This window comes from Marinobacterium lacunae (genome assembly GCF_000705555.1).
GTDB classification, from domain to species: Bacteria; Pseudomonadota; Gammaproteobacteria; order Pseudomonadales; family Balneatricaceae; genus Marinobacterium_D; species Marinobacterium_D lacunae.
This window is the reverse complement of the sequence record NZ_JMQN01000040.1, coordinates 185,996-203,072: the sequence shown is the minus strand read 5'-3', so window position 1 is coordinate 203,072 and position 17,077 is coordinate 185,996. Positions and strand designations below refer to the sequence as shown.

At 56.7% G+C, this 17,077-nt stretch carries 14 protein-coding genes; 6 read left to right on the top strand and 8 right to left on the bottom strand.

Annotated features, from left to right (window positions below; all coding sequences use genetic code 11):
- The first annotated feature begins 65 nt into the window (after positions 1–65).
- A complete protein-coding gene (locus ADIMK_RS13510; protein ID WP_036189064.1) occupies positions 66–1,550 on the top strand; it encodes an aldehyde dehydrogenase in 1,485 nt (494 codons plus the stop codon).
- A gap of 53 nt (positions 1,551–1,603) precedes the next feature.
- Here ADIMK_RS13510 and ADIMK_RS13505 read toward each other — a convergent pair whose 3' ends face one another.
- A complete protein-coding gene (locus ADIMK_RS13505; protein ID WP_036189063.1) occupies positions 1,604–2,413 on the bottom strand; it encodes a response regulator transcription factor in 810 nt (269 codons plus the stop codon).
- Between the two features lie 150 nt (positions 2,414–2,563).
- The gene (locus ADIMK_RS13500; RefSeq protein ID WP_036189062.1) at positions 2,564–3,967 is read right to left on the bottom strand and encodes an aspartate aminotransferase family protein; all 1,404 of its coding nucleotides are present in this window, start codon (positions 3,965–3,967) and stop codon (positions 2,564–2,566) included.
- Positions 3,968–4,186: 219 nt separating this feature from the next.
- Here ADIMK_RS13500 and ADIMK_RS13495 point away from each other — a divergent pair, with 219 nt between their 5' ends.
- The 4 genes from ADIMK_RS13495 to ADIMK_RS13480 all read left to right on the top strand — a co-directional run bounded on the left by ADIMK_RS13495 (position 4,187) and on the right by ADIMK_RS13480 (position 9,643).
- Positions 4,187–4,903 carry a glutamine amidotransferase-related protein gene (locus ADIMK_RS13495; RefSeq protein WP_036189060.1) on the top strand — a complete coding sequence of 239 codons (717 nt, stop codon included), beginning with the start codon at positions 4,187–4,189 and terminating at the stop codon, positions 4,901–4,903.
- Positions 4,904–5,088: 185 nt separating this feature from the next.
- Positions 5,089–6,546: a sensor domain-containing diguanylate cyclase gene (locus tag ADIMK_RS13490; RefSeq protein WP_197027538.1), complete on the top strand. Its 1,458-nt coding sequence runs from the start codon at positions 5,089–5,091 to the stop codon at positions 6,544–6,546.
- A 14-nt stretch (positions 6,547–6,560) separates the two neighbouring features.
- Positions 6,561–8,372 carry an ABCB family ABC transporter ATP-binding protein/permease gene (locus tag ADIMK_RS13485; protein WP_081849789.1) on the top strand — a complete coding sequence of 604 codons (1,812 nt, stop codon included), beginning with the start codon at positions 6,561–6,563 and terminating at the stop codon, positions 8,370–8,372.
- The gene (locus ADIMK_RS13480; RefSeq protein WP_036189054.1) at positions 8,369–9,643 is read left to right on the top strand and encodes an MFS transporter; all 1,275 of its coding nucleotides are present in this window, start codon (positions 8,369–8,371) and stop codon (positions 9,641–9,643) included. Before ADIMK_RS13485 ends, ADIMK_RS13480 begins: the two co-directional genes overlap by 4 nt.
- Positions 9,644–9,676: 33 nt before the next feature.
- Here the strand turns inward: ADIMK_RS13480 and ADIMK_RS13475 are convergent, their stop codons facing one another.
- From ADIMK_RS13475 to ADIMK_RS13455, 6 genes are all read right to left on the bottom strand, one after another.
- Positions 9,677–10,468, bottom strand: coding sequence for an ABC transporter permease subunit (locus ADIMK_RS13475; RefSeq protein WP_036189559.1), 792 nt, complete (start codon positions 10,466–10,468; stop codon positions 9,677–9,679).
- A 65-nt stretch (positions 10,469–10,533) separates the two neighbouring features.
- Positions 10,534–11,436, bottom strand: coding sequence for an ABC transporter permease subunit (locus tag ADIMK_RS13470; protein ID WP_051692950.1), 903 nt, complete (start codon positions 11,434–11,436; stop codon positions 10,534–10,536).
- Positions 11,433–12,566: a polyamine ABC transporter ATP-binding protein gene (potA, locus tag ADIMK_RS13465; protein ID WP_036189049.1), complete on the bottom strand. Its 1,134-nt coding sequence runs from the start codon at positions 12,564–12,566 to the stop codon at positions 11,433–11,435. The genes ADIMK_RS13470 and potA overlap by 4 nt, the downstream gene beginning before the upstream one ends.
- 125 nt (positions 12,567–12,691) lie before the next feature.
- Positions 12,692–13,789 carry an extracellular solute-binding protein gene (locus tag ADIMK_RS13460; protein ID WP_036189046.1) on the bottom strand — a complete coding sequence of 366 codons (1,098 nt, stop codon included), beginning with the start codon at positions 13,787–13,789 and terminating at the stop codon, positions 12,692–12,694.
- The gene (locus tag ADIMK_RS22315) at positions 13,786–13,917 is read right to left on the bottom strand and encodes a hypothetical protein (protein ID WP_255344288.1); all 132 of its coding nucleotides are present in this window, start codon (positions 13,915–13,917) and stop codon (positions 13,786–13,788) included. Before ADIMK_RS22315 ends, ADIMK_RS13460 begins: the two co-directional genes overlap by 4 nt.
- A 78-nt stretch (positions 13,918–13,995) precedes the next feature.
- Positions 13,996–15,345, bottom strand: coding sequence for a glutamine synthetase family protein (locus tag ADIMK_RS13455; protein WP_036189044.1), 1,350 nt, complete (start codon positions 15,343–15,345; stop codon positions 13,996–13,998).
- A 329-nt stretch (positions 15,346–15,674) separates the two neighbouring features.
- On the opposite strand from ADIMK_RS13455, the gene ADIMK_RS13450 reads away from it, so the two are divergent.
- Positions 15,675–17,066, top strand: a complete 1,392-nt coding sequence (locus ADIMK_RS13450) for a glutamine synthetase family protein (RefSeq protein WP_051692949.1) — start codon at positions 15,675–15,677, stop codon at positions 17,064–17,066.
- Positions 17,067–17,077 lie beyond the last annotated feature (11 nt).

The following is a 17,077-nucleotide window of genomic DNA, read 5'->3' as shown; positions in this document are numbered from 1 at the left end:
ATATTGGATTTCAGTGCCGGGAAGACTAGTCTGCGCGTCAATGGTGCAATTTATTAGGAGGTTCTATGCGTACGCTTACCGAGTGGACCGCGCTGGCACAGGATATTTCGTTTCGTGCACAGGCCTGGATCGACGGAGAGTTCCGCCCGTCGATCAGCGGTGACACTTTTCCGGCCATAAATCCCGCCACCGAAGAGCTGCTGGTCGATGTGGCCAGCTGCGATACGCCGGATATCGACGCGGCGGTTGTTGCTGCACGTCGGGTGTTCAAGGCTGGAGACTGGTCGCGGGCAGCACCGGCCGAGCGCAAGCGCGTGCTGCTGAAACTCGCCGACCTGCTCGAGCAGCATGCTGATGAGTTCGCCTTGATCGATACCCTCGATATGGGCAAGACAATCTCCGAAATGACGGCCATCGATGTGCCCGATGCCATCGATTGCCTGCGCTGGACTGCCGAGTGTATCGACAAGGTGTACGGCGAGATTGCGCCGACCAAGCCGAGCACGCTGGGACTGATCACCCGACATCCGGTTGGTGTGGTGGGTGCTATTACGCCCTGGAACTACCCGCTGCTGATGGCGATGTGGAAATTGGCACCGGCGCTGGCTGCCGGTAACAGCGTGGTGCTCAAGCCCTCCGAGAAAGCCTCGCTGAGCTGCCTGCGATTTGCAGAGTTGGCGCGGGACGCCGGCTTGCCTAACGGTGTGCTCAATGTCGTTCCCGGCTTTGGGCACACAGCAGGCAAGGCGCTGGCCCTGCATATGGATGTCGATGCATTAGCTTTCACCGGCTCTACCCGTGTGGCGGGCATGCTGATGCAGTACGCCGGACAATCCAACCTGAAACGGGTCTGGATCGAGGCCGGTGGCAAGTCACCGCTGATCGTGTTCGAGGATTGCCAGAATATCGAAGCGGCTGCCCGCGGGGCCGCTGGCGCGATCTTCACCAATCAGGGGGAAGTGTGTATAGCCGGTTCACGTCTCTATGTGCAGAACAGCATCCGCGAGCCGTTCATCGAAGCACTCAAGCGGTTTGCCGGTAAGTACCAGCCGGGTAACCCACTCGATCCGAAGGTGAGAATGGGGCCAATGGTCGACAAGGCTCAGCTGGATACGGTCAACCGTTACGTGCAGAGCGCCATCGACGAAGGCGGTCGTATCGAGCATGGTGGGTTGTCCATGCCCGAGGGCAAGGGTTTCTTCCCGACGCCGACCATCATCACCGAGACCCATCAGGCGATGACCTGTGTGCGTGAGGAGATCTTTGGCCCTGTGCTGGCAGTGGCGGGTTTCGATACCGAAGAGGAGGCGATTGCTCTGGCTAATGACAGCATATACGGTCTGGGCGCTTCGGTGTGGACCGACAACCTCTCGCGCGCTCACCGCGTAGCCGGTGCTATCGAAAGTGGCATGGTTTGGGTTAACGGCTGGGGCGAGGGCGATACCACTATGCCGTTCGGCGGGGTTAAGGGCTCAGGTAACGGCCGCGATAAGTCGCTGCACGCGCTGGACAAGTATTCGGAACTTAAGTCGGTTTGGATATCGCTCTGATCCCGATTGCCGATTGAAAAAGGCCCCGTGCGCACGCCGGGGCCTTTTTGTTTCTAATCGGTCAGGCTCTTCAGGTGGTTCAGAAACAGGGTAAAAATTTCTGACTGTGTCGACGTGTTGAGCTTGGCGTGGATGTTCTTTCGATGCACCTTCACCGTACCCACACTGATGTTAAGACTGTCCGCAATCGCTTTCGATGAGTTGCCCTTGAGCAGCAGGTGGGTGATCTCCCGCTCACGCTGAGTCAGCACGCCGCTACCGAAGCTCTTGAGGGCCTGCTTCATCGAGTCGTCCGACTGCTCGTACTGCACATACTCGCCGGACTGCGCTGTCCAAAACTGGCGGAACAGGGCACTGAGCACCGGAAATATCTCCTGCAGGGCGCGAAGCTCCGTTCGGGTGATCGATCCTAGCTCTTTCTTGCGTCCGAGCGAGATGGCGCAGGTGACCGATTGATCGAGTTTGATGATCAGCACGATCTCATCGACGATGCCGAAATACTGGTAGCAGTTCACGTAAAAGTCGCTGCTCTCGAACGAATCCGGTGCGTATTCCGATATACGTGTAACGCCCGAGCTGACGTCGTTCTGTATGGCGTTAAACAGCGGATCAAGCAGGTAGTAGCCGTTATCGATGAACGAGCGTAGCGTGCTGCTCTGTTCCGACGGATCCGTTGGCTGGATGATGATCGGTTTGAACGATTTCTTGTAGGTAACGGTGAGGGATGTATCGAATTGGCAGAGGGTCGCGAGATATTCGATGAGCAGATCGGGAAAGCTGGGCATGCGTATATGGTCGATCAGCAACGCCAGGTTCTTCTGCCAGCTATCCTGGACGTTGATCGTCTGATATGTGTCAGCCATGGGAGTACTGCGATTTAAATGCGGCATTGCCGCGTGGTTTGAATAGAATCAGTCCTTTTTCTTCTACACAAAAAAATGGCATATAACAACATCTGGCAATAAACGCAGAAACAGAACGTTGCTATATGCCACAGGGTCGAGGACGAAAAATCAGCTACCGAGGGTGACGCCCATCTCCTTGAGTGATGCAACGGTGAGGTCAAGACAGAGCAACGCTTTGTCGAGCATCTCGTCGATCTCGGCCTTGGTGATCACCAGCGGCGGAGACAGCACCATACGGTTGCCGCAGGCGCGCATGATCAGGCCATTGGCGAAACAGTGGTTACGGCAAATGGTGCCGACATCCAGGTTTGAGTCAAACAGCTTGTGCTGCGCCTTGTCCTGCGCCAGCGCCATACCGGCAATCAGACCCACACCTTCGATGTGACCGACCAGCGGATGGTTGCCCAGCCGCTCACGCAGTTGTTGCTGCAGGTAAGGGCCGGTGACATCGCGTACCTGTTCGATGATCTTCTCCTCACGCAGGATGCGCAGATTCTCAAGAGCTACCGCGGCGGCAACCGGATGGCCGGAGTAGGTGAAACCGTGGTAGAACTCGCCGCCTTTCTCGATCAGGGCACTGGCGACACGCTCACCGACCGCGACGGCCGAGATCGGCTGATAGCCGGAGGAGAGGCCCTTGGCCATGGAGATCAGGTCAGGTTTGATATCCAGTGTCTGGCTGCCGAACCAGTTGCCTGTGCGCCCGAAGCCGCAGATCACCTCGTCGGCCACCAGCAGAATATCGTACTTGCGGCAGATCTTCTGGATCTCGGCCCAATAGCCTTCGGGGGGAACAATAACGCCCCCGGCACCCTGAATCGGCTCACCAACGAAGGCGGCGACGTTATCCGGTCCGACCTCCAGAATTTTCTCTTCCAGCGCCTGTGCACAGGTCAGTGCGAACGTCTCGGGGCTCTGGCCGTCTGCTTCGCCATACCAGTACGGCTGGCGGATATGCTCGATGCCGGGCAGGAAGGGGCCGCCCTGATTATGCATGGCGCCCATGCCGCCGAGACTGGTGCCGCCGATGGTACTGCCGTGGTAGGCGTTGTTGCGCGCGATCAGGGTTTTGCGCCAGGGCTTGCCCATCACTTCCCAGTATCGGCGCACCATGCGGATCACGGTATCGATCGCTTCGGAGCCTGAGTTGGCGAAGAAGATGTGGTTCAGGTCGCCCGGTGTCAGGACGGCCAACTCCTTTGCCAATTGGGTTGCAGGGCTCGTTGTGGTCTGGAAAAAGGTGTTGTAATACGGCAGCTGATTCATCTGCGTGTAGGCAGCTTCGGCCAACTCCTTGCGACCGTAGCCGATATTGACGCACCAGAGGCCGGCCATGCCGTCGATAATGCGGTTGCCTTCGCTGTCCCAGAGGTAGACCCCTTCTGCGCGCTCGATCACGCGCGCACCCTTGGCATTCAGTGCGTGGGTATCGGTGAAGGGGTGCAGATGATGCTCCGCATCCAGTGCGCGGATATCTTCACTGCGGGCCGGTTCCTTGTTGATCGCATTCATGGGTTGTCTCCAGTCGTTATTGTGGTCTGCTCGACTGTGTGGCCTTGGTGACAAGCCTTGCCGATGCCGAGCGATACCCATACGGGATGAGCCAACAGTAACGAGAGCGGTTGTTTTGCGAATATACCTACCCGGGGATATTTTGACGTTTAGACACCCTCTATAGTCTATACAGACAAGACAGAAACCTACTTCAAGGACTGTGTCAGAGGACAGATAATGAAAATCGGGATTCTAGCCACAGGTATTACACCGGATACCCTGATCGGTCAGTACGGTTCGTACGCCGACATGTTCGTTCAACTGATGGGGCCAGAGGCTCACAGCTACTCCATATTCGATGTACGCGACGGTGAGTTTCCTGCGTCCGCGGATCAGTGCGAGGGCTGGATTATTACCGGCTCGCGCTGTGGTGTGTATGACAACCTGCCCTGGATGCAGACACTCAAGCAGCTGATTGTCGATATCTACGAGGCGGATATCCCGCTGGTCGGCATCTGTTTCGGCCACCAGATCATCGCCTCGGCCTTCGGTGCCAAAGTGGAGAAGTACCAGGGAGGCTGGGGCGTAGGCCTGCATACCTATGCCATCGAAGGCGAACACTCGTTTCTGGATGCGGGTGAGCGTGCCTTCACCATCAATGCCATGCATCAGGATCAGGTATTGGAGCTGCCGCCAAGTGCCCGCCTGTTCGCCACGTCCGAGTTTTGCCGTTACGCAGGCCTTGTTTACGACAACCGTATCCTGACGCTGCAGGCGCATCCCGAGTTCTCCATCGACTACGAGCGTGAGCTGGTACGCTCGCGCAAGAGCGCGGTGGTGCCTGACGAAGTGGCAGACAAAGGGCTGGAAACCCTCACTAAGGATGCCAAAGTGGATTCGGCGCTCGTGGCTAAATGGATGACGCGTTTCCTGACTCGGGGGCGGGCAGACTAACAGAACGTTCACGCAGAGCCCGCGCGTTTTACTCTCCAACCCGGTGTGTTCAACACCGGGTTTCTCGTCCCAATCGGCCAGCTTCAATCCTGAGCATGACTCATCTATGGTATTTTATGCCGACGCTGAGAACCTGTTGTTGTCTCGACAGGCGCGTGCTCTAAGGGATTGTGGAGAGTGTACCGTTGACCAAAAAATACCAGATTCTGATTATTCTCAGCCTCCTGCTGTTTGCCGGATTCATCACCACCAGCCTGATCAGTTACTACACCGCACGTGACAGCCTGGAGCGGGAGATCGAAGAGAGCACCCTGCCGCTGACCGGTGACAACATCTATTCCGAGATTCAGCGTGATCTGCTTCGCCCGATATTCATATCCTCACTGATGTCACATGACACCTTTGTTCGTGACTGGGCGTTGGCCGGCGAGCAGGACCCGGCGGCCATCACCCGCTACCTGAAAGAGATTCAGGCGCGGTACGAAACCGAGACCAGCTTCTTCGTGTCCGACAAAACCCACAGGTACTACCATCCCACGGGCACACTCAAGGAGGTCAGCAAGAATGATCCACAGGATGCCTGGTACTTTCGCTTCAAAAGTGACCTGGCACCTTATGAGATCAACATCGACCGTGATACGGCAAACCTGGACAGCATCGCTGTTTTCATCAACTACAAAGTGTTCGACTACGACGGCAACTTCATTGGTGTGGTGGGAGTTGGCCTGTCCACGTCGGTGGTCAAACAGCTGATCGACGACTATCAGCGCAGGTTCAATCGCGAAATATTCTTCATCAACCGTTTTGGTAAGGTGATGATACACAGCGATACCTATAGCGGGGTCGACCAGATCCGGAACAGCCCGGCGCTTGGTCTGTATGCCACGCGTATTCTGACCTCGCCCAGCAGTTCGTTCAGCTACGAGTCCGAGGGGCAAACGATCTACGTCAACAGTCGGTTGGTGCCGGAGTTTAACTGGTACTTGATCGTGCAGCAGGCGAATAATCCCGCCTCCGACAAGATCTATCACACCCTAATCCTGAACCTGATCGGCTCGGTTATCGTGACACTGGTTGTGCTATTGCTCGCCTGGCTTACCATCGACACGTTTCAGCGCCGCCTCGAGGCACTTGCGCATACGGACAAGCTGACCGGCTTGGCCAACCGGCAGGTTCTGGATCGGGTACTGCCGCAGCAGATCGCCCAGGCGCGTCGGCGAAAAGAGCCGCTCAGTTGCATGATCGGCGATCTGGACGGATTCAAACAGATCAACGATACCTATGGACACCCTGTTGGTGACCAGGTGATCAGCTCTATTGCAGAGCTGTTTACCGCCATGACGCGTCGGGCGGATCTTGTATGTCGTTGGGGTGGTGACGAATTCCTGTTTCTGCTGCCCAAGTGCGATCGAATGCAAGCCGGACAGCTGGCTGAAAAACTGCGCGAGGCCGTTCAGAGCCATCGGCTGAGAGTGGACAACGATCTGGTTGGTGTGACACTGAGTGTGGGTATCGCCGAACTTGGTGAAAAGGATGGGCCGGATGACCTGATCCTGCGTGCCGATCACGCATTGTTGGCCTCCAAAGGCGCTGGGCGCAACCGCGTCAGCGAACAGACATCACAGTCTCAGGCTGTTGACTGACGGATACCGGATTCATGTCCAGAAGCGCGCGCACCAGTCACCACCATCTGTCGCCATCCAAGGAGCCTGTGGGCGCCTCGGAGGCCTGGCATGTCATCAAGACGATCTGGCCCTACCTTTGGGCATTCAGAGGCCGATTAGGTGCGGCTTTCCTGCTGCTGGTCGCGGCCAAGGTGGCCACCGTCACCATGCCCTGGGCATTGAAGAATATCGTCGATGGATTGGACCGCGCCCAGCACCAGATGATTGCCGTACCGCTTTTGATGCTCGCCTTTTACGGTGTGCTGAGATTCAGTTCGGTCTTCTTTGCCGAGGCACGCGATGCGGTTTTCAGCCGAATCACCGAGCGGGCCATGAGGCGTATGGTACTGAGGGTGTTTCGCCACCTGCATGCGCTGGATCTGGAGTTTCACCTGTCGAGGCAGACCGGGGGGATCTCCCGCGATATCGACAGAGGCGGAAACGGCTTCGGCTTTCTGATGCGGATGTTGGTGTTCAACATCGTGCCGACGCTGATAGAGCTGGCCATGGTCGCCGGTATCCTGATGATCAATTTCAGTGTCTGGTATGCGCTGATCATCCTCGTGTGTGTGGGTATCTACATCTACTTCACCGTTCTCACCACCGAATGGCGCAACCGGTTCGTACGCGAGATGAATCAGCTCGACTCGGAAACCAATACCCGCGCCATCGACAGCCTGCTCAACTACGAGACAGTGAAGTACTTTAATAACGAAGCGTTCGAGGCCGAACAGTACGACCGCAACCTGGCGCGCTGGGAGAGCGCCAGGCTGAAAACGCGGATGACGCTGATGCTGCTTAACAGCGGGCAGGCGTTGATCATCGCCATTGGTATGGTCTTACTGCTGTGGCTGGCAGCAGGTGATGTTGTCGCCGGGGAGATGACGCTTGGTTCGTTGGTGATGATTAACGCCTATATTCTGCAGCTCTTTTTGCCGTTGAATTTTCTTGGCATGGTCTATCGCGAAGTGCGCCGGGCATTAACCGATATAGAGAACATGTTCGGGTTGCTGAAGAAAACACCTGGTGTAACCGATGCACCTAATGCAAGCCCACTCACGGTAAGCCACGGCAGCGTTGAGTTTCGCAACGTAAGCTTTGCCTATCACGCCGAGCGTCCCATATTGCGCGATCTGAGCTTTCGTGTGGAGCCCGGTCAGAAAGTGGCGATTGTCGGCCCCAGTGGTGCAGGAAAGTCCACGCTGGCACGGCTGCTGTTCCGGTTTTACGACCTGAACAGCGGTGACATTCTGATCGATGACCAGCCGATCAAGACGGTCACCCAGCTCAGTCTGCGTCAGGCGATAGGCGTCGTGCCGCAGGACACGGTGCTGTTTAACGACACCATTTTCAGCAACGTCGCCTATGGCAAGCCTGGGGCCAGTGTCGAGGAGGTGAGCGAAGCGATTCGCCTTGCCAATCTCGATCGCTTTCTAGAGGCGCTGCCCGAAGGGGGGGATACGCGGGTTGGAGAGCGGGGACTGAAGGTGTCCGGCGGAGAGAAACAGCGTATCGCTATCGCCCGTGTCATCCTCAAGAAACCGCCGATTCTGCTGTTTGACGAGGCAACTTCGGCGCTGGACAGCGCCACGGAGCGTGCGATTCTGGCATCTTTGAACACACTGGCCAAAAATCACACCAGCCTGGTGATAGCGCATCGTCTATCAACGGTGATCGATGCCGATCAGATTCTGGTCATGGATCAGGGTGAAATTGTTGAACGTGGCACACACCAGCAGTTGTTGGCACTGGATGGGCGCTACGCGAGTATGTGGCGTCTACAGCAGGATAATTCCGGAACATGAGCAAAACTACTGTACCAGCGAGTCCCCATGATTCGCTGATCACCCCCGTATTGATTGCGGGATGTATCATTATTTTGGTGAGCTTTTCCATTCGCGCTTCATTCGGCTTGTTCCAGATTCCCATCGCTCAGGAGTTCAGCTGGCCGCGGGAATCATTCTCCTTTGCTATCGCCCTGCAGAACCTGTTCTGGGGGATAGGGCAGCCGATGTTCAGCGCGTTGGCGGAGAAGTACGGCGACCGGAAGGCGATCGTGGCCGGCGCTTTTTGCTATGTGGTGGGCCTCGTGCTCTCGGCCTACTCCATTACCCCCGGCCAACACCAGCTGCTGGAGATGTTGATCGGTTTTGGTATTGCAGGCACAGGCTTTGGTGTGATTCTAGCTGTGGTGGGGCGCGCGGCATCGGACAAACACCGGTCACTCTCGTTGGGTATTGTAACAGCCGCCGGCTCGGCCGGTCAGATCGTCGGCCCCCCGTTGACGCAGTTGCTGTTGAATCAAATGCCTTGGCAGTCTGTTTTTATTGTTCTGTCGGGCTTTATCTTACTGTCGTTGTTCGCCCTCTCGTTGATGCGTGTAGCGCCGGTGGAAAAGCGCAGCCCGGTCGATGAACGTATGAGTGTGGTGATCAAAAGGGCCGTAACGGATCCGACATTCGCGTTCATCTTCATCGGTTTTTTTTCCTGCGGCTATCAGTTGGCATTTATTACCGCTCACTTCCCCGCGTTCATTGCCGAGATGTGCAGTGCCATTGCACCAGGCAGCGTTATCCAGTCGCTGGGGGTGACCTCCACATCGACGCTCGGTGCAATCGCTATCGCCCTGATCGGTGTATTTAATATCGGCGGCACACTGCTGGCTGGATGGCTTGGCAACAAGTATTCACGCAAATACCTGCTGGCCAGTATCTATCTGATGCGCACCATAGTGGCGGCATGGTTCATCATGAATCCGATAACGCCGGAAAGCGTCCTGCTGTTTTCAATCGCTATGGGGGCGTTGTGGCTGGCCACCGTGCCACTCACGTCCGGGCTTGTGGCACAGATTTATGGACTGCGGTATATGGGCACGCTTTACGGACTGGTGTTTTTCTCTCACCAGTTAGGTGGTTTCTTGGGCGTCTGGTTGGGCGGGGTGATGTACGATCTGTATGCAAACTACACCTTGGTGTGGTGGATTGGCGTCGGCTTCGGGGCGCTCTCTGCCCTTATCCATCTACCGATTATAGAGAAGCCCTGGGATAAGCGGGGTGAACGTTTGGCGGCCGCCTAGTGCCGCCAAACGCCCGACTCGTGACGGTGTGGGTTAGCCCTCCATCATCATCTTCTGTTTGCGCTCCGAGCGCCTTGCCAGGAACCAGGCCGCAAAGGCGACCAACGATACAGACAGAATGATCAGTGTCGCCAGCGCATTGATCTGGGGCGATACGCCGAGGCGAACGGAGGAGAACACCACCATGGGCAGGGTGGTAGAACCCGGGCCTGAGGTGAAGCTGGCAATGACCAGATCGTCCAGCGACAGGCTGAAGGCGAGCAGCCAGCCTGCAGCCAACGAGGGCGCAATCACCGGTACAGTCACAAGGAAGAAGGACTGCAAGGGTGTAGCGCCTAGATCCAGCGCCGCCTCTTCAATTGAACGATCCACCTCCCGCAACCGTGACGATACCACCACCGCAACGTAGGCGGAGCTGAAGGTCGAGTGCGCGATCCATACGGTTGTCATGCCACGTTCCATGGGCCAGCCGAGGAAATCGGCCATGTGCACGAACAACAGAAGCAGAGACAGCCCGATGATGACGTCCGGCATAACCAGAGGGGCTGTGATCATGTTGGACAGGGTCATCTTGCTCCATGAGTGGCGAAAGCGCGCCATCACGAAAGCCGCCATGGTGCCGAGGATTACCGACATGCAGGCGCTGTTGAAGGCGATGGCAAGACTGGTGCCCACTGCATCGAGGATCTGCTGGTTGTGCAGAAGCTCTGCATACCATTTTGCCGAGAACCCGCCCCAGACCGTTACCAGCTTCGAGGCGTTGAAGGAGTAGATCACCAGAATCAGCATCGGCACATAGAGGAATGCCAGGCCGATCCAAAGCATAACGGAGGAGAAGGAGGTCTGGCGCTGGCGAGACCTCAGCTTCACCGGTATAGAGTCACGTTGTTTCATCGGTCTGCCTCCATAGCGCGGGACTGGTAGCGGTGGAACAGCGAGATTGGAATGATCAGCAGTGCAAGCATAACGATCGCCAATGCCGATGCTACGGGCCAGTCACGGTTGTTGAAGAACTCCTGCCAGAGGATCTTGCCAATCATCAGTGAGTTGGGGCCACCGAGCAGTTCAGGTATGACGAATTCGCCCACGGTGGGAATAAACACCAACATGGAGCCTGCAATAATGCCGCCTTTGGACAGTGGCAGGGTGATGGTCCAGAAGGTGTGCAGTGATCGTGAACCCAGATCGGCGGAGGCCTCAAGCAGGCTGCGATCAAGCTTGACCAGGTTGGCATATAGCGGCAGTACCATGAACGGCAGATACGCGTAGATGATGCCAATATAGACCGCTATATCGGTGTTCATAATACGCAAGGGCGAGTCGATTACTCCGAGCCAGAGTAGAAAGTTGTTGATAAGACCGGTATCGCTTAGCAGCCCCATCCAGGCATACACGCGGATCAGGAACGAGGTCCACGACGGCAGCATGATCAGTAGCAGCAGGATAGTTTGTTTACGTGGCGGGGCCTTGGCCATAGCGTATGCCATGGGATACCCGAGCAGCAGACAGCCCAGTGTCGAGAAAAAGGCGATCTGAAGCGAGTGCAGATAGGCCTGTACGTAGAGTGAGTCTTCGAGCAGCAGCAGGTAGTTACTCAGATTGAGCGAGATCTGCAGTACGTCATCGGTAAAGTTGAGGATACTCTCATAGGGCGGAATCGCGATCGCCATGCTCGACAGGCTGATCTTAAGCACGATCAGGAAGGGCAGAGCAAAAAAGAGCAGCAGCCAGAGGTAAGGGATGCCGACAGTGAGCACCCGGCCGTTAGGCCGTTTCAGCGTTAACTTGTTCATGATCGCAATACCACGCCACTGGTGGCCTCCCAGCTGATGTAAACCTGTTCGTTCCAGCTCGGGTAGTCGCCGCGCCGCTCGCGGTTAGCCAGCATGCACTGTACGATCTGGCCGCTTTCAAGCTTTACGTAGAACACTGAAAGACCGCCGAGGTAGGCGATATCGTGGACCTGGCCGCTGGCCCAGTTGTACTCGCCCTCCGGACGCTCACGGGTGAGCAGAGTTTTCTCCGGGCGCACTGCCAGCCAGACATGCTTGTTCTCCACATTGGTGGAGACTCCGTGGCTAACGAAAAGAGGTTGCGCGATGCCGGGCGCTGCGATGATGGCGTGGTCGGCCTCGTCGGCGACGATATCGCCCTCGAACAGGTTCACCGAACCGATGAACTCCGCGATCATGCGGCTGTTGGGGCTTTCGTAGATATCCATGGGTGAGCCGACCTGTGCGATCCAGCCCTCATCCATGATCGCGATGCGCCCGGCCATGGTCATCGCCTCTTCCTGATCGTGGGTCACCATCACACAGGTCACGCCCACGCGTTCAAGGATCTCAACCACCTCAAGCTGCATCCGGGTGCGCAGTTTCTTGTCCAGTGCGCCCATCGGCTCGTCGAGGAGTAACAGTTTGGGGCGCTTGGCCAGAGAGCGGGCCAGTGCTACGCGCTGGCGCTGTCCGCCTGAGAGCTGATGCGGCTTGCGCTTGGCAAACTTCTCCATGTGCACCAGTGTCAGCATCTCTTTGACGCGGGCTTCCACCTCGGCTTTGGGTAGTTTGTCGCGTTTGAGGCCGAAGGCGATATTCTGGGCCACGGTCATATGCGGGAACAGGGCGTACGACTGGAACATCATGTTAATCGGCCGCTCATAGGGCGGCAGGTCGGTAATGTCCTGGCCATCGAGGTAGATACGGCCCTCGGAAGGCTTTTCGAACCCGGCCAACATGCGCAGCAGGGTAGACTTGCCGGAGCCGGAGCCGCCCAGCAGTGCAAAGATTTCACCGCGGTTGATCGTCAGTGACACGTTGTCGACGGCGCGTACTTCGTCGAAAAGTTTGCTGATGCCGTCGATCTTCAGGATCTCGCTCTGAGCAACACGGCTCAGGTGTTCGGCACTTGCTTCGATTGCGGTCATGGATAGTCTCCAAAACGGAAAGCGGTCTGCCCGACTCGGGCAGAGATGAACGGAAATCTTCCCTGGTGTTTAGCCTTAGGCACGGCCTGCCGCCCCTAGGTAGGGGCGACGGCCAGTGCGGAAGATCATTGGCCAGACTTGATACGGGTCCAGCTGCGGGTCATGGCGCGTATGATCTTCGGGCTCAGGTCGGCAAAGGTGTACAGCTTCTCGCTGGTTTCCTTGCTCGGATAGATACCTGGGTTGGTACGAATCTCTTCGCTGACATAGGGAGTTGCCGCTGCATTTCCATTGGGGTAGGCGACATAGTCGGAAACTTTCGCGATTACTTCGGGTTCCAGCAGGTAGTTGAGGAAGGCATAGGCCTCATCCACATTTTTCGCATCGGCCGGTACGGCGACCATGTCGAAGAAGGTGCCGGCACCCTCTTTCGGGATGCTGTATCCGACATTGACGCCGTTGTTGACTTCGATGGCACGGGACTGGGCCTGGAAAATGTCGCCGGACCAGCCGACGGCCAGGCAGATATCGCCGTTGGCGAGATCGGTGATGTACTTGGAAGAGTGGAAGTAACGCACGTAGGGGCGGATCTTGAGCAGTGCTTCTTCCGCTTTCGCTATCGCATCCGTGGTGGTCGGGTTGGGGTCTTCACCCAAATAGTTAAGTGTTGCCGGGAAGATTTCGCTCGGAGCGTCAAGCAGGGACACCCCGCAATCTTTGAGCTTGGCCAGGTTCTCGGGGTTGAACACCACATCCCAGGAGGTGATCTCATCGACACCAAGTGCCGCTTTTACCTTGTCCACGTTATAACCGATGCCGGTGGTGCCCCAGAGGTAGGGGAAGGCATGCTTGTTGCCAGGGTCGGCATGATCGAGCGATTTCAACAGAGAGGGATCCAGGTTGTCCCAGTTGGGCAGCTTGCTGCGATCAAGCTCCTTGAATATACCGGCACGGATCTGCTTGGCGAGAAAGCTGTTGGAGGGCACTACCACATCATAGCCGGAGCGGCCGGAGAGCAGCTTGGCCTCAAGGACTTCGTTGCTGTCGAATACATCGTAGACAACGTGGATTCCGGTCTTGGCTTCGAAGTTGGCCAGGGTATCTTCGGCGATGTAGTCGGACCAGTTGTAGACGTGAAGCACTCGCTCTTCGGCCTGGGCGGTGGAGGTGACGGCAGCGCCAAGGGTCAGTGCCAGCAGTGTCTTGCGGAATGTCGAGTTCATGTTCTCTCCTCAGAGTACAGGTCGGTAAATTGTGCATAGTGCGTCGCCTCCGGTATGACCGAAGTTGTCGCGGCAATGTACTGGCCACCCAGAGGTGGCGGTTGAGGGGAACTGGCTAATTGACTCATCGCTTAATCCTTTTGTTACTTTTATGATCGGATTGCCGAGTTAGTTTTTATGTAGTGTTTATACGTTGTGTATGGCGGTCATACCGTCAGCAGCAGGAACTCCCGCTCCCAAGAGCTGATGACGCGCTTGAAGTTTTCCATTTCAGCCCGTCGCGTGGCGATATAGCCGTCGATGAACAGATCGCCCAGATAGCGGCGCATGGTCGGGCATTGCTCCATCTGTTCGGTGGCGGCTTCCAGTGTCAGCGGTAGGCGCAGGTTACGCCGTTCGTAGGCCCGGCCCTCCACCGGTGGATTAGGGGCGATCCCCTCGATCATGCCGATATAGCCACTGAGCAGGCTAGCGGCGATCGCCAGGTAGACGTTGGCATCGGCACCGGCAAGACGGTTTTCCACGCGACGGTTCTGGGCGGATGACTCCGGCACCCGAAGACCGCAGGTGCGGTTTTCAAGCCCCCACTCCACATTTACCGGCGCTGACGTATCAGGCAGGAAACGTCGGAAAGAGTTGACGTTGGGAGCCAGTAGCGGGATCAGGCTGGGAATGTAGGTCTGCAACCCCGCGATATGGTTCAGGAACAGCTCACTTTGCTCGCCGTCCACGGTGCTGAACACGTTACGGCCGGAGTGCGTGTCCACTACGCTCTGATGCAGGTGCATGGCGCTGCCCGGCTCATTGGTGACCGGCTTGGCCATAAAGGTCGCGATAACGTTGTGCTTAAGCGCCGCTTCGCGCAGGGTGCGCTTGAACACGAATACCTGGTCGGCCACGGTTAGCGGGTCGCCATGGAGAAAGTTGATCTCCATCTGGGCGGTGCCCTCTTCGTGGATCAGGGTATCGATCTCGAGTCCCTGCATCTCACACCAGTCATACATATCTTCGAACAGCGGATCGTATTCGTTGGCAGCCTCTATGGAGAAGGACTGGCGACCGGTCTCCGGGCGTCCGGAGCGACCAATCGGCGGCTTAAGCGGCATGTCGTAATCAGTGGTGCGAGAGGTGAGGTAAAACTCCATCTCCGGTGCCACAATCGGCTGCCAGCCCTTTTCGGCATAGAGGCTGAGTACCCGCTTGAGTACATTGCGTGGTGACAGTTGGATCGGGTTGCCGCTGCGGTCGTAGGTGTCGTGTATAACCAGTGCGGTTTTTTCCAGAGTCCAGGGTAGGAGGTATGCAGCGTTGGGGTCGGGTTTACAGATAAAGTCGATATCGGCGGGGTTAAGCAGGGCGTAATAGATGTCGTCTTCGACATAGTCACCGGTTACCGTTTGCAGCAAAATGCTCTCTGGTAATCGCATCCCCTTTTCGGCGATAAACTTATCCACCGGTGAGATCTTGCCGCGTGCAATGCCGGTCAGGTCACTGACCACACACTCCACCTCGGTAATCTGTTGCTCTTTCAGCCAGCGTTCCAGGTCCGCTTCCATGTTGAATACTCGATTGGTTTTGTATGCCTCGTTCGGCTTACTCGAGCCGCAGCACACGTGAGTGATTGCGGCGTCGGCGTTTGAGCTGAACGATTGATCTGGACACAGTGTGTAGGAAGCGAGAGTTGCGTCTGAATACCCCCCGGGTGGTATTTTCTGAAAAATTCTTTCAAATCAGAATCGTATCCCATCGGTGTCCTGTGGCACGAAAAACGTGCGCTCCGATCGTGCGCGTCTTCATCTTCTGCAAGACCTGCGTCCGCGCCGGGACGAACACCGGAAAATAACGCTAATCAATTGAAAGTTCTCATATTAAACGGGTGCGTAGCATGAGTTGTTTAAGCTCGGAAGATGTTGTTGTTCCCACGGTGGATGAGGCAGAAGCCTTTCTGGAAAAACATCCGGATCTGCAATTTGTCGATCTGCTGATTGCCGACATGAACGGCATTGTCAGAGGGAAAAGGGTAGACCGTTCGGCGTTGACCAAGGCCTATACCAAGGGTATTGCGTTGCCGGCTTCACTTTATGGTTTGAATATTCAGGGTACTACCGTCGAAGAGACAGGGTTGGGTCTGGAGATAGGGGATGCGGATCGCATCTGCTTCCCGATAACAGGGACTTTGGCGATGGAGCCCTGGCAAAAGCGCCCCATCGCACAGTGTCTGATGTCGATGTACGAAGATCGCGAGACGCCGTTCTTCGCCGACCCCCGGATGATCCTTAAAGGTATGGTGCGCCGGTTCAGGGAGTTGGGTCTGACGCCGGTGACCGCGTTCGAATTGGAGTTTTATCTGATCGATCAGGAGAACATCTCCGGTCGGCCCCAGCCGCCACGATCGCCAATCTCCGGCAAACGCCCTGAGAGTGTACAGGTGTACTCCATCGATGAACTCGATGAGTACACCGATCTGCTGATGGATATCATCTCCACTGCGCGTGCTCAGGGGCTGCCGGCGGACACCATCGTTGCCGAATCGGCACCGGGGCAGTTTGAGATCAACCTGATGCACGTGGACGATCCGGTGCGCTCTTGCGACAACGCAACGCTGTTGCGCCGTGTGATCAAGAACGTGGCCTACGACCACGAGATGGATACCACGTTCATGGCCAAGCCCTATGCGGATCAGGCGGGCAACGGCATGCATCTGCATATCAGCCTGCTCAATGAGGCGGGCAACAACGTTTTCGCCCTCGACGACAACGATGAGGCCAACGATATGCTGCGTTGGGCACTGGGTGGCTTGCTGGAGACGCTGGACCAGTACTTCGCTATCCTCTGCCCCAATATCAACTCATACCGCCGTTTCAGCCGCGAGTTCTTCGTACCGATGGCCCCTACCTGGGGAGTTGAGAACCGCACCACGGCTTTGCGTATACCCGGCGGCGACCCGGCGGCGACCCGCATCGAACACCGTGTGGCGGGTACCGATGCCAACCCTTATCTGATGATGGCGGCCATGCTGGCGGCGATGCACTACGGCATATCCAACAAGATCGAGCCGCCGGCGAAGGTCGTTGGCAACGCCTATGACCAGTTCGAGCCCACACTGCCCAATAACCTGCGCGATGCACTGCGCCAGCTCGATGCCTCGCCGGTGATGAATGAGTATCTCGGCAGTGAGTTTCTCGATGTGTTTGTGGCGTGCAAGGAGAGTGAGCTCGAAGAGTTCGAACGCACCATCTCCGACCTTGAGTATTCCTGGTATCTCCATACTGTTTAATAACAATAACA